We start from the raw sequence: 13660 nt of genomic DNA on the forward strand, positions 1-13660 counted from the left end.
GCCCCGATTCTACGTTGCGAGGCCCGCATCTGCCGCGCCATCTGCCAGGCACGTCGCATCGTGATGCTCCAGCCACGCACGAATCACGTGGCGGGCGATTGATATCGGCGATGAAAGGACGATGCCGTCGTCCTCACCTATACCCCCGTCATCGGCATGCGCCCAATCGCCGACCAGGCCGGCGCGCACTTCATCAGCAGTGAACCAGCGCGCGTCTTCCAGTTCGTCGCCAATGACCGGTTCATCAGGGTCGGCATCGGCGATGAAGCCCAGCATCAGCGAACCCGGGAATGGCCACGGCTGCGAGGCGAGATAGCGCGATGTGCGCACGCTCACGCCGGTTTCTTCCATGACTTCGCGGGCGACTGCCATCTCCAGGGTTTCGCCAGGCTCAACGAACCCGGCCACGACCGACCAGCGCCTAGGCGGCCAGCTGGCCTGGCGGCCGAGCAGCAGGCGCTCACCATCGCCAACCGCGACGATCACCGCCTGATCGGTGCGCGGGTAATGCTCGCTGCCGCAGCCATCGCACAGACCCAGCCAGCCGGCACGCACGTACTGCATCGCGCCGCCGCAGGCACTGCAATGACGATGGCGCTGGTGCCAATGCTGGAGTGCGCGCGCCTGCGCGAACGTGCTGGCCTGCCACGCCGGCCAACGTGCGGCGGCTGTGCGCAGGTCGATGCGTTGCGGCGACTGGATTGCAAGGGTGTCGGCGTCGGCAGCAAACCAGCCCTGGCCATCACGCAAGCCCAGGAAGGTGGTGATGCCAGGTCCGCCAGCGACTTCAGCGCCTGGCAATACGCGCAAGCTGCCGTCGACATCGGCATGTGCGCGGCCATCCGCATCCAGCACGATCACGCACGACTTTTGCCATAGCGCATGCAATGCATCGGCATCGGCACGCAGCAGGTCGGCGCGGTCCAGCGCGCCATCGACGAAAGCAAACGGGCTGGCGTCGCCATTACTCACAGGACTGCTCACACGGCCTCACACGATCTCACATGGTGAACGAGGAGCCGCAGCCACAGGTGGTCTTGGCATTCGGGTTGCGGATCACGAACTGCGCGCCGCTCAGCGATTCGCTGTAGTCGACGATCGCACCCGCCAGGTATTGCAGGCTGAGCGGATCGACCAGCAGGGTGACGCCGTCGGTAACGATGGCGAAGTCGTCCTCGTTCTGGCCTTCATCGAATTCAAACCCGTACTGGAACCCGGAACAACCGCCCCCCTGGATGAAGACACGCAGCTTGATCGCGGCATTGCCTTCTTCGGCGATCAGCTGGCGCACCTTGGCCGCAGCGGCTGTGGTGAACTCCAGCGGCGGCGGTGGTGGTGGTGCCTGGCCAGCTTGACCAATAGTGGGCAGGTCGATGCGAGTGGTTTCCATGCCATCAGCATGGGGGGCCGGCTGCCCCGATTCAACCAGCGCGCGTGCTTCCCCGGGTACCAAGCGCGCTTAGCGCGCTTCTGCGCGAGCGCCGGGCAATGTGGAAACCGCTTCGCCCCAGGTGAAGCTCTGCTCCACCGCCGCGCCATTGTCCGGCATCAGCCGCGCGATCACCCGCACCGGTTTCACACCCACGGGCAACACGATGTCGCCTTCGACCTGTTCGAAATATTTGAATGAATAATCCAGCCCCGGCGCGTCCTTCTGCTGGCGCAGTTCGGCCCAATCAAGTTTGTGCATGCGCCCGGCCTCGCTGGCCTCCACCACCAATTCCAGGCGGCCACGGCTGACTGCACCGCGATTCATGTTCTGGGTCAGGGTGGCAACCACGTGCCACAGCTGCGGGTCGCGTTGCGGCACCAGTTTCAGCTCATGCACGCTCAACCCGCGGCGTTGCCCGGTGGCGCCGACGAAACGCTCGTAGAAGGCGATATCGGCGCGCAGGCTGGCGATTTCCTCGTCACGTTCGGCCAGCGTGCCCTGCAGTTCGCTGTTGGCCTGGCGGCTGATCTGGTCGGAACGGGTCAGGGTCGCAACCTGCTGCTCCAACTGGTCGACACGGCGGGCCTGTGCCTTGAGCTGTTCGCCGGCATTGGCCGGCTGCGGCGCGAACGTGCGCCACGCCCCCCAGCCGCCCAGTGCGAGCGCGGCCAGCAGGACCAGCACGAATCCCAGACGCGGATGACCGCTGCCACGCGCGCGGCGCGGCCCATCGAAACAGGCGGTTTGATCAGGTTGCATACGCTGGATGACGCCCGGGTTTTCATCCCGCGTCAAGCCGCACTGCCGTATAGACTGGCCCGGTGGCGCCAATGCCGGGCGCCGGGGAGTCGCCGGATGCAGCCCGAACACCTGTTCGCCATTGGCGTGCTGCTGGCCTGGCTGGCCGGCATGCGCGTGTACCTGACCGTATTCGGACTTGGTCTTGCGGGATTCTTCGGCTGGCTGCAATTGCCCGAGGCCATGCAGGCCGCGCAGTCGCCTTGGGTGCTTGGCGTGTCCGGCACGTTGGCGGTGGCGGAATTCTTCGCCGACAAGATACCGGGCGTGGATTCGGTCTGGGACCTGCTGCACACCCTGCTGCGGGTGCCGGCGGGAGCATTCCTGGCCGCGGCCGCGATGTCGCCCGATGGCCATCTGGGCGCCGGCATGCTGGCGACCGGCGCCGGTGTGGCACTGACCAGCCATCTATTGAAGTCGGGATCGCGCGCATTGCTCAACACATCGCCCGAACCGATCAGCAACTGGACCGCCTCGGTCACCGAGGATGTCGCGGTGATTGGCGGCCTGGCACTGGCGTTCAGCCATCCATGGCTGGCGTTGGTCAGCGTGGTCGGGATCAGCCTGCTGTTCGCGGCATCGGTATGGTGGCTCTGGCGCAAACTGTTCCGGCGCACGTCCAGGGTCCAGCCCGGCTAGCCTGCACATGGCCGCCGCACAGCCTGTTTTGCGTCACACTTGGGACGGGGACCAACCTGTTCGAATGCCCGCAGGGGGCTTCATGACGCTTTCAGCCACGGATCTGCGCGCACCGGAATTGCTCCAGCGCTTGCGCCATCGGCTGGTCGAGACCGAGAACCAGCTGCGCAGCCACCGCAACCTCGGTTGGCGCCCAGACGCGTTGCGCGTGATCAATGAAGACGTAGGCCAGTTGCATTCCGCCGCCAACAGCATGCAACCTGCACTGGCACGGATGATCGAACCGCTGATGCAATCGCTGCATACCGCCACTGCCGCAGCCAACATGCCGTCTTCCGTACAAACCATGCAGATGCTGTTACAGGCGGGGATGCGCTGACCGCACTACCCGAAAACCTTTCAAACCTTGACGAGGCAGAATCGATCAATATGCAAACCGGAGATGACGAGACCACGACCAGTGCACCGGCCGATCCGTTCCGGATCATGATCGTCGAGGACGACCGCAGCCAGGCGATGTTCGCCGAAGCCATTTTGCGTGGCGCCGGCATGGCGCCGAAGGTGGTCGCCGTGCCCGAGCAGATGATGGCGATGCTGGAGGATTTCGACCCGGACCTGGTGCTGATGGACCTGCACATGCCCGGTACCAGCGGTACCTCGCTGACTGTCCAGATCCGCGAGCACCCGCGGTTTTCGGATGTACCGGTGGTGTTCCTGACCGGCGACCAGGATCCCGAGCAGAAGATGGACGTGCTGGAAAATGGCGCCGACGATTACATCCTCAAACCGGTTCGGCCACGCCACCTGATCGCGGCGGTGCGGAGCCGGGTTCTTCGCTCGCGTGCTGCGCAGCGCAGGCAGGTGGTTGCCGCCGAACCCGAGCACCATCCAGTCACCGGGCTGTACACGCGTCCCGTGCTGATGCAGAAACTATCCGCGCAACTGCCGACCGGCGCGGGCGGCGTGCTACTGGTCGAAGTCGGCAATTCCGCCGCCCTGCGCAATCGCTTTGGCTACGCCGGTTTCGAGAAACTGATGAATGACGCCGGCCGCCACCTGGGAGAGATCGCCAGCACCCATGCGGTCGCGCGGCTCAGCGACAACGCCTTTCTGGTCGTACTGGCGCAGCAAGATCCCGGCCAGATGGACGCCTACGCGCGCACCCTGCGCGACGGGCTCGGCTACCACGATTTCAGCGCAGGCAACGAATCCTTGCGCCTGCGCAGCACCATTGGCCATGCCCATCTTTCGCATGGTTTCGCCGATGCCGGCAGCGTGCTGGCGGCCGTCGAGGAAGCGGCACGCGATGCCCGCGCATTGCCGATCAGCGTGGCCGCTTACGCGCCACCCGACAAGCCTGACAACGGCGACGATGGCTTACTGGGCGAGCTCCGAGCCGCGCTTGATGGCGAGGGCCTGCAACTCGCCTTCCAGCCGGTAGTGGCGGTGGCCGGTGGCGACGATGCCCAGTTCCAGGTGTTGCTGCGATTGCAGGGCAGCGATGGGGCAGAACACCTTGCCGGCGAATTCATCCCTGCTGCCAATTCGGCCGGAATGATGCCGCAACTGGATCGCTGGTCCATGGAGCAGTCGCTTGCAGTGATGCAGCGGCGGCGCGCTGAAGGCCGGCCGGTGCGCCTGTTCGTGTCGCAGTCCCCGCGCACACTTGGTCAGGACAACCACGCCGAATGGCTGACAGCGGCGCTGGAAAGCGCGGGCGTCGACGGTCCGTCACTGGTCATCGACTTGCGGCTTGAAGAGGCGCTGGTGCATTCAATGATGTTGCGCCAGTTCTGCGAGCAAATGGTGCCCGCGAGCGTGCAGTTCTGCCTCAGCCAGTACCGTCACGGTACCGACGCCAACGCGCTTCTGCAGCAATTGCCACTGGGCTACGTACGGTTGTCCGCGGATTTCGCGAAGAACCCGCTGCCGGACGAATTGCGCGACGAGATGCGCGAGATCATCGAACGCGCGCATCGGCTTGGCCTGCAAGTGATCGGACAGGCGGTCGAGGATCCGCAGGCTGCCGCCGCGCTATGGATGGGGGGAATCGATTTCATCCAGGGCAATCTGGTAAAACGTGCCGAACACGCCCTCGATTTCGACTTCAAGTCCGCAACCCTGTGAGCGACGACGATACCAAAGTCTTCAACCTGCTGACTGCACGCTGGCTGGCGCTTGGCGCGGCTGCGGGCGCGGCCTTGTTGCTCGCGCTGGATCGGTTTGGCGTTTACACCGGCCAAATGCAGGGCGCGGCACTGGTGATGGCGCTGCTGGCCCTGTTTGCGTCGATCGCGGTCACCATCGCGGTGAACCGGCGTGAGCGCGTGCTGCGCGATCAAAACGAACGTAGCCGCCTCGGCGAGGCCGAGGTCACCGCGCTGCAACAGGAGATCAGCCGGCATACCATGCTTGAGCAGGAGTTGACGATCGCCAAGCAGGCCGCCGAATCAGCGGTGATGGCCAAGGGCGAGTTCCTCGCCACCATGAGCCATGAGATCCGCACGCCGCTCAATGGCATCGTGCCGATGCTCGACCTGTTGATGCATTCGCGCCTGCCGGCGGACCAGCTGGAACTGGTGCGCACCGCGTTTTCATCGTCGCACCAGCTGTTGCGGATCGTCGATGACATCCTCGACTACTCCAAGCTCGAGGCGGACAAACTCGACCTGGAGACCACCACGTTCAACCTGCGCGAATTGCTGGAGAGCGTGATCACGCTGATGGAGCGGCCAGCAGAGGCCAAGGGCCTGCACCTCACCCTGAATCTGGAGCAGGGCGTGCGGCTTCCGGTGCGCGGGGATCCGGTCCGCCTGCGCCAGATCCTCAGCAACCTGATCAGCAACGCGGTAAAGTTCACCGAGCACGGCGGCGTGACCTTGACCGTGAAGCGCCAGCGCGAAACCGCGGCGCAGCATCAGTTGCGCTTTGAAGTCAGTGATACCGGCATCGGCATCGATGCGGATGCGCAGGAGCGCCTGTTCCAGGCCTTCAGCCAGGCCGATGCATCGACCACGCGCCTGTACGGCGGCACCGGCCTGGGGCTGGTGATCTGCCGGCGCATCGTCACCCTGATGGGCGGACGCATCGGCGTTGAATCCGAGCAGGGCCGCGGGTCGACCTTCTGGTTCGAGATTCCATTACTCAAGGTCCAGGGCGACATGCCTGCGCAGCAAGCCGACGTGCATGGCGGGCGGGTGCTCCTGCTGACCACCGACCAGCGCCTGCGCATGCGTCTGACCATGCTGCTGCCGAACTGGGGTATGCGGGTCACCACGGTGGAAAATACCCAGGACGCACTTGAACGACTCAGGCAAGCGACCGTGCAGGGAGAGCCCTGGTCATATTCGGTCGTGCTTGCAGACCTGTCCTCGATCCGCAGCACAGCTGTTGCACTCTCCCGCAACCTGCAGCGCAAGGCGCAATACGGCGCGGCAAGGCTGGTCTACCTGCGTGGTGATGACACCACCTCGGTTGAATTGCCACCAGCAGCCATCGTGATCCCGCGCAACGCGCCGGATGCCGACCTGCGTTCAGTGTTGTCCGCATCTGGCGTGTCCTGGGCCAGCCACGACCTCCAACCGGCGGCACCTGCAATTCAAAGCACCGACAAATCCCCTGACAAGACCCGGATCCTGCTGGTCGAAGACAACCCGGTGAACCTGATGGTGGCGCAACGCCTGCTGCAGGTATTGGGCTATGAGTGCGAGACCGCCGGCAACGGCCAGGTCGCGCTGGAAAGGATGGAGGCCGAGCATTACGACCTGGTGCTGATGGACTGCCAGATGCCGGTTCTTGATGGTTATTCGGCCACCCGCCGCTGGCGCGAACTAGAGCAGGAGCGCAAGCCCGAGGAGCGCTTGCCGATCGTGGCGATGACCGCGAACGCGATGGCTGGCGATCGCCAGAAGTGCCTGGACGCCGGCATGGACGACTACCTGGCCAAACCAGTAACGCGCAGCGACCTGGAACGCTGCATCACCCGCTGGAACGGAGTCAGGATGCAGGTGCCGGAAACCCTGCCGGCGCCGGAGGAAATCGCCGTGCGCTCACCGCCCGTGCTGAATGCCAGCATCCTCGACGAGCTGCGCGACGTGCTGGGCAGCGAGGTCGACAAGATCATCGCGGTCTATCTGGAAGATGCGCCGCGGTTGATCGCGCAACTTGAGCGCGCCGCAGTCGGCGGCGATCCGATCGCCTTGCGGGTCGCTGCGCACACCTTGAAATCCTCCAGCGCGAACGTGGGCGCGACTACGCTATCGGAAGCTGCCCGTGATCTGGAAGAGGGCGCACGCGACGGCACCATGAAGAAACCTGAAACGATGGTGGCGCGCATCGTCACCGAATTTGCCCAGGTGCGCAGCGCACTACAGTCGAAACTCCCCATGGGTCCACACTAAGGGTCACACTGACGGCCGTCAGCCATCCCGCCGCATCAACCGCGGTAGCGGCAGCCCGACGTACACGTTTCATGTACCACCACCTCGCTCAGCAATGGCAGCGCCGGCTTGAGACGATCCCAGATCCACATCGCCAAGCGCTCGCTGGTGGGGTTTTCCAGACCGTTGATATCATTGAGATAATGATGGTCCAACTGGTCGTAAAGCGACTTGAATGCGGCCTTGATGTCGGCGAAATCCATCACCCAGCCGGTATCGGCACCCGGCTCGCCGGAAACATGCAGCTCGATCCGGAACGAATGGCCATGCAGCCGAGCGCACTTGTGGCCCGCCGGCACGTTCGGCAACCGGTGCGCGGCTTCCAGGGTGAAGGTCTTGAAGATGTCCATGCGATTCGTCTGCCGTGAACTTAGTGAGGGGCGGAAACGAAAAACCCGCCGGCAGGCGGGTTGATCGGCAAATCCGCGAATGGTGGCTATAGGTGGACTCGAACCACCGACCTCGGCATTATGAGTGCCACGCTCTAACCAGCTGAGCTACATAGCCACGCGAATAACCGCGAATTATTCACGGATGACGCGAAGGCGTCAATCCTTGACCGGATTGCTCGCCTCGGCCGCTTGCCCCACGTGCGCACCACGTGGCAGAGTCGGAACCAGTGAATATGCTGGAGTCCGCATCGTGATTGATCCGGACGGCTTCCGCCCCAACGTGGGCATCGTGCTGATGCACGAGGATGGCCGGGTGTTCTGGGCACGTCGTGTGCATCGGGATGGTTGGCAGTTCCCGCAAGGCGGGATGAATACCGACGAGACCCCACTGGAGGCGATGTACCGTGAGCTGCGCGAGGAAACCGGCCTGCTGCCGGACCACGTGGACGTGCTCGGCACCACCCCGGGCTGGCTGCGCTACCGGCTGCCACCACGCGCGATCCGCCGCCACGAGCGCTTGCTTTGCGTCGGCCAGAAACAGGTGTGGTTCCTGCTGCGCTTCCGCGGCCAGGACGCCGATCTGCGCCTGGACCTGACCGACAAACCCGAATTCGACGGCTGGCGCTGGGTCGATTTCTGGTATCCGATGCAGCACGTGGTGACCTTCAAGCGCAGCGTCTATGCCAGCGCATTGGGACATCTGGCGCCGTTCGCGCGTGCGGTGGCAGGCATCATGGCGGTACCAGCGCCTGCAGATGAGCTTGTGCTGGTGAGGCATCCGGCTTATCGCGAGACCGGGCGCCGCGGCTGACATTCCGTGCCGACGAAACCCTAAGCTCCTGATTCCATTGAACCTGAACGAATAGAAGTCGCTTGTCTGTTCGATGTTGCATCGCAACATTTTTGGGGTTATGCTGCATCGCACAAATACCGGCATTCCCTGCCGGAAGTCGCAGGAGACCCGCCATGAACCAGTTCAACGACCAATTCACCAAGACCACTGCCCAGTTCGCCGATGTTGCCGCCAACGTCAACCGTCTGGCCCTCGAGAACGCCCAGAAGGCTTTTGGCCTGCAGCTGGCCGCTATCGAAGAGAACACCACCGCTGCGTTCGCCTTCTGGGGCGAGCTGACCAACGTGCGTGATCTCGACGGCCTGAAGGAAGTGATGCCGAAGGGTGCGCAGATCGCCCGCGCCAGCACCGAGCGCAGCATGGGCACGATGCAAGAAGTGATCGCCAACACGGTCAAGACCAACGAAGCCATCGGCTCGCTGGCCAAGGGCCAGTTCGAGTCCGCTACCGCCCAGGCCAAGGCCCAGGTTGAGAATGTGACCAAGGCTGCTTCCAAGGCTGCCAAGTAAGAAACAGTTCATCGCGTCGGTCAGCCAGACGCGGTTCGCAAGACAAACCCCGGCAGCGCAAGCTGCCGGGGTTTTTGTTGTCCGCTTGCTTGGCCAGCATCGATTAGAAACGACCGATCAATACCGACCGATGACGGCGCCCGAAGGCCACATCGGGTAATGGTCAGCTGCGCTTTTCAAGCTTCGGCGCCTCGTCCATCTTGTCGCCCAGCACGCGCCTGACCACTGTGTAGAACACCGGGATGAACAACAGACCGAGGAAGGTAGCGAACAACATGCCGCCGATCACACCTGTGCCGATCGCATGGCGTGCGTTCGCGCCGGCGCCGGTGGAGATCGCCAGCGGCAGCACGCCCATGATGAAGGCGAGCGATGTCATCAGGATCGGTCGCAGGCGCAACTTGGCCGCTTCGATGATCGCGGCACCGAGAGGTTTGCCGGTTGCACGTTCCTGGATCGCGAACTCGACGATCAGGATCGCGTTCTTCGCAGCCAAACCAATCACCGTGATCATGCCGATCTTGAAATAGATGTCGTTGGGCAGACCGCGCAGCATCGAAAACGTCACCGCACCGAGAATCCCCACCGGCACCACCAGCAATACCGCCACCGGCACCGACCAGCTTTCGTATAGCGCGGCCAGGCACAAAAACACGACAATAATCGACAGGATCATCAGCATCGTGGTTTGGCTGCCGGACAGGATTTCCTGGTGCGACTGCCCGGCCCAGTCGTAGCCGAAGCCTTGCGGCAGGTCCTGATCCACGATTTTCTGCATCGCGTCCATCGCCTGCCCCGAACTCTTGCCGGGCGCCTGCGAGCCGACGATTTCGACCGCGGCGAAGCCGTTGTAGCGGGTCAACGAGGGCGAGGCGACCTGCCATTTCGAGTGCACCACGTTTGACAACGGAATCATCGCCGGTACGCCCTGCGCGTCCAGCATTTTCGACGGTGTGTAGAAATGCGACAGTGATTCGGCACCGGTGCGGAATGGCCCGTCGGCCTGCATGGTGACCCGTTTCACCCGGCCGGCCTGGATGAAGTCATTGACGTACACCGGCGCCAGCATCAGCTGGATCGCGCTGTAGATATCGCCGACCGACAAGCCCATCGCCTGCGCCTGCACACGGTCCACGTCTAGCTTGAGCTGTGGCGCATCAGCCAGGCTGTTCGGGCGCACGCCGACCAAGGTCTTGTCCTGGCTGGCCTTGGCCATCAACGTGCCCAACGCGGCACCGAGTGCTTCGCGGCCCTGCCCGCTGCGGTCCTGCAGGTACATGTCGAAGCCACCGAACTGGCCAAGGCCATTCACCGTCGGCAGGTTGAGCGCGAAAATCTGTGCGTCGCGGATGCCCGACACCGCCTTGTTGGTGTTCTGGATGAACTCGGTGGCGGTGATCTTGCGTTCGTTCCAGGGTTTCAGCTTGATGAAGGCCATTCCGACATTCTCGCCCTGGCCAACGAAGCTGAAGCCGGCCACCTGCATCATGCCGGTGACGCCTTCCTGCTTGTCGACCACCGCGCGCACTTGCTCGAACACCTCGTTGGTACGGCGCAAGGTGGCGCCTGGCGGCAGTTGCACGATCACCAGCGCATTGCCCTGGTCTTCCTCGGGCAGGAAGCTGCCGGGCATGCGCCAGAACAGGAAGCCGAGCAGCACCACCAGCCCGGCGAAGACGGCCATCCAGCGTGGTGCATGCCGAATCGCGCCTCCGATGTGGCCAACGTACGTCTTCGATACCCGCTCGTATGCGCGGTTGAAGCCACGGAAAATCGGATTGCGGCTTTCGTGGTGAACGCTGGGCTTGAGCAGGCTGGCGCACAGCGCAGGCGTGAAGCCGAGCGCGAGGAACGCGGAGAACACCATCGCCATCGCGATGGTCAACGCGAACTGCTTATAGACCGCGCCGGCGCTGCCGGCCTGCAATGCGCTGGGAATGAACACTGCCGCCAGCACAATGGTGATCGCAATCACCGCGCCGCTGATCTGGCCCATCGCCTTGCGGGTGGCCTCGTACGGCGACAGGCCTTCCTCGGTCATGATGCGTTCGACGTTCTCGATCACCACGATCGCATCATCGACCACGATTCCGATCGCAAGCACCATGCCGAACAGGCTGAGCTGGTTGATGGTGAAGCCGATCAGGTACATGCCCAGGAACGTACCGAGCAACGCCACCGGGATCACCAGGGTCGGAATCAGGGTGGCGCGCAGGTTCTGCAGGAACAGCAGGATCACCAGGAATACCAGCACCATGGCTTCCGCCAAAGTCTTGACCACTTCCTGCACCGAGACCCGGACGAAATCGGAGCTGTCGTACGGCGTGAACCAGGTTACTCCGCTCGGGAAACTGGACTGCAGGTCGGCCATCTTGGCCTTCACTGCCGCGGCCACCTCCAGCGCATTGGCACCGGGCGCCAATTGCACGGCAAAACCCGAAGCCGGCTGGCCGTTCCAGCGCAGGTCGAAGGCATGCGCGGAGCCAGACAATTCCACTCGCGCCACATCCTTCAGCCGCACCGCGGCGCCACTGGCGTCGGTGCGCAGCAGTATCGATTCGAACTGTTGCGGTTCGCTGAAGCGGCCCTCGGCAGCGACCGATGCGGTGAACATCTGCGAATCCGGCGAGGGCTCGCCACCGACCGAACCTGCGGAGAACTGCACGTTTTGTCCACGCACCGCGGCCAGCACCTGCGAGGCCGACAGGCCATACGCGCGCAACTTGTCAGGGTTCAACCAGATATTCATCGAATACTGGCCGCCGAACAGCTGGGTGCTGCCGACGCCGGGCACACGCGAGACCTGGTCGAGCACGCGTGAGGCGTTCAGGTCGGCCAGCTCGTCCTTGCCGATCGATGGATTGCTGGACTTGAGCGCCACCACCAGCAGGAAGCCGGCATTGGCCTTGGACACGGTCACGCCCTGCTGGACCACGTCGCCAGGCAGGCGCGGCGTCGCCTGGCCGACCTTGTTCTGCACCTGCATCTGGGCGATGTCGGGACTGGTGCCTGGCTTGAAGGTCAGGTTGATCGACGAACCGCCATTGGAACTCGACGAGGAACTGAAGTAGTCCAGGTTGTCGATGCCGGTCAGCTGCTGCTCGATGATCTGGGTGACCGCGCTCTCGGTGGTCTGCGCGCTGGCGCCCGGATAGGTCGCGTTGACGTTGACCTGGGTCGGCGCGATGTTCGGATACGACTCGACGCCAAGACCGCCGATCGCCAGTGTGCCGGCGATCACGATCAAGATTGCGATGACCCAGGCGAAGACCGGATGTTCGATGAAATATTTCGACACGGCTCAGCCCTTCGGCGCATTGCTGGGCGCCGCCGGCGCAGGCTGCGACGCATCAGGCGATGCCGCGATCTTCGCGGCCTGCCCGGGCTGCACGCGCTGCAGGCCGGAGACGATCACCTGGTCGCCGGGCGCGACGCCGCCACTGACGATCCAGTCACTGCCCTGCATCAAGTTGGCGGTGATGCCCTTGCGCGCGACTTTTCCATCCTGGCCGATCACCAGCACATAGGCACCTTGTCCATCGCGTTGCACCGCAACCTGCGGCACCCGGAATGCATCGTGTTGCTCGCCCAGCGAGGCTTGCACGGTGACAAATGTACCCGGCAGCAGCCGGTGGTTGGGGTTTGGCAGGCGCGCACGCATGGCGACTGCACCGGTCGTCGGATCAACCACATCGCCTGCGAAATCCAGGCTGCCCGGCTGCGGATAGAAGCTGCCATCGGCCAGTTTGACCTTGACCTCGCGCGCACCACTGCCTTCGGCCAGCGCACGCAGTTTGGCAAGGTCGTCAACGCCAATCGAGAATTCCACGTACAGCGGATCGATCTGGTCGACCGTGGTCAGCAAGGTGGCACCACCCTCGCCGACCAGCGCACCCTCGGTGACCTGCTGCTGGCCTGCGCGGCCGGCGATCGGCGCGCGCACGGTGGCGTAACCCAGGTTGATGCGGGCAGCCTGCACCGCGGCTAGCGCCTGCTGCACCGCTGCGGTGGCGGTGCGCTCGGTGGCCAACGCATTGTCCAGGTCGGTCGCGGAGATGAACTTTGCCGGCGCCAGCTGGCGCGCGCGCGCCGCGCTGGAATGGGCATTGGCGGCATTGGCCTGGGCACTCGCCAGGCCAGCCTGGGCGGCGCTGAGCGAGGCCTGCAGCTGCGCCGGATCGATCTGGAACAAGGCTTGGCCCTGGCCGACGTCGCTACCCTCTTCATACAGCCGGCGCTGCACGATGCCGGCCACGCGGGCACGCACGTCGGCGCTGCGGAACGGCGACAGCCGCCCGGACAGTTCCTGCTGCAGCGTAATGGTGGCGGGCTGCAGGGTGACCACGCCAACTTCGGGCGTGGGCGTGTTGGCGCCGGCCTGTCCGGTCTCTTTTTGGCACCCGGACACCGCCAGGCTGGCGGCTGCGACAACGACAAATGCGAGTGACACGCGCATGCGCAATCTGTTCATGGCGATATCTTCAGGGCAATTTCTGGACTGGCGAGTTTAGCTTAATTGCCGCCCATAACTTGTGTGCCGGAAGTCGTGTGCGGCATGAAACAGTGCTTCCAAAAAGTGGGGTCAGAGTCGCCTTTCC

General features: G+C 63.9%; 12 protein-coding genes and 1 tRNA gene. 6 read left to right on the top strand and 7 right to left on the bottom strand.

Annotation, left to right across the window (positions count from 1 at the left end; translation table 11 throughout):
- Nucleotides 1-9 precede the first annotated feature (9 nt).
- From nudC to PSV05_RS05485, 3 genes are all read right to left on the bottom strand, one after another.
- Nucleotides 10-984 (bottom strand): NAD(+) diphosphatase, encoded by a 975-nt coding sequence (gene nudC / locus PSV05_RS05475; protein WP_300062670.1) that lies wholly within the window; start codon nt 982-984, stop codon nt 10-12.
- A 16-nt stretch (nt 985-1000) separates the two neighbouring features.
- The gene (gene erpA / locus PSV05_RS05480) at nt 1001-1390 is read right to left on the bottom strand and encodes an iron-sulfur cluster insertion protein ErpA (protein WP_300062673.1); all 390 of its coding nucleotides are present in this window, start codon (nt 1388-1390) and stop codon (nt 1001-1003) included.
- Between the two features lie 69 nt (nt 1391-1459).
- Entirely contained in the window at nt 1460-2191 is a 732-nt protein-coding gene (locus PSV05_RS05485; protein WP_300062676.1) for a DUF6776 family protein, read from the bottom strand.
- 96 nt (nt 2192-2287) lie between these two features.
- On the opposite strand from PSV05_RS05485, the gene PSV05_RS05490 reads away from it, so the two are divergent.
- The 4 genes from PSV05_RS05490 to PSV05_RS05505 all read left to right on the top strand — a co-directional run bounded on the left by PSV05_RS05490 (nt 2288) and on the right by PSV05_RS05505 (nt 7269).
- Entirely contained in the window at nt 2288-2869 is a 582-nt protein-coding gene (locus tag PSV05_RS05490; protein ID WP_300062679.1) for a DUF4126 domain-containing protein, read from the top strand.
- 82 nt (nt 2870-2951) lie between these two features.
- Complete coding sequence (locus PSV05_RS05495) at nt 2952-3248, top strand: hypothetical protein (RefSeq protein ID WP_300062681.1); 297 nt, start codon at nt 2952-2954, stop codon at nt 3246-3248.
- Between the two features lie 50 nt (nt 3249-3298).
- The gene (locus tag PSV05_RS05500; protein WP_300062684.1) at nt 3299-4996 is read left to right on the top strand and encodes an EAL domain-containing response regulator; all 1698 of its coding nucleotides are present in this window, start codon (nt 3299-3301) and stop codon (nt 4994-4996) included.
- Nucleotides 4993-7269: an ATP-binding protein gene (locus PSV05_RS05505; RefSeq protein WP_300062687.1), complete on the top strand. Its 2277-nt coding sequence runs from the start codon at nt 4993-4995 to the stop codon at nt 7267-7269. Before PSV05_RS05500 ends, PSV05_RS05505 begins: the two co-directional genes overlap by 4 nt.
- A 35-nt stretch (nt 7270-7304) precedes the next feature.
- Here PSV05_RS05505 and queD read toward each other — a convergent pair whose 3' ends face one another.
- Together queD and PSV05_RS05515 are read right to left on the bottom strand one after the other, a co-directional pair.
- Nucleotides 7305-7658, bottom strand: coding sequence for a 6-carboxytetrahydropterin synthase QueD (gene queD / locus PSV05_RS05510; protein WP_300062690.1), 354 nt, complete (start codon nt 7656-7658; stop codon nt 7305-7307).
- 80 nt (nt 7659-7738) lie between these two features.
- A tRNA-Met gene (locus PSV05_RS05515) sits at nt 7739-7815 on the bottom strand.
- 135 nt (nt 7816-7950) lie between these two features.
- Between PSV05_RS05515 and PSV05_RS05520 the strand changes: the two genes are divergently transcribed.
- The gene (locus tag PSV05_RS05520; protein WP_345782239.1) at nt 7951-8511 is read left to right on the top strand and encodes an RNA pyrophosphohydrolase; all 561 of its coding nucleotides are present in this window, start codon (nt 7951-7953) and stop codon (nt 8509-8511) included.
- Between the two features lie 155 nt (nt 8512-8666).
- Nucleotides 8667-9062, top strand: coding sequence for a phasin family protein (locus PSV05_RS05525; protein WP_300062693.1), 396 nt, complete (start codon nt 8667-8669; stop codon nt 9060-9062).
- 163 nt (nt 9063-9225) lie between these two features.
- Here the strand turns inward: PSV05_RS05525 and PSV05_RS05530 are convergent, their stop codons facing one another.
- Entirely contained in the window at nt 9226-12360 is a 3135-nt protein-coding gene (locus tag PSV05_RS05530; RefSeq protein WP_300062696.1) for a multidrug efflux RND transporter permease subunit, read from the bottom strand.
- Nucleotides 12361-12363: 3 nt separating this feature from the next.
- Nucleotides 12364-13533 (bottom strand): efflux RND transporter periplasmic adaptor subunit, encoded by a 1170-nt coding sequence (locus PSV05_RS05535; RefSeq protein WP_300062699.1) that lies wholly within the window; start codon nt 13531-13533, stop codon nt 12364-12366.
- Nucleotides 13534-13660: the final 127 nt, after the last annotated feature.

The organism is Thermomonas sp., assembly GCF_029945965.1.
In the GTDB taxonomy this organism is placed as follows: Bacteria; Pseudomonadota; Gammaproteobacteria; order Xanthomonadales; family Xanthomonadaceae; genus Thermomonas.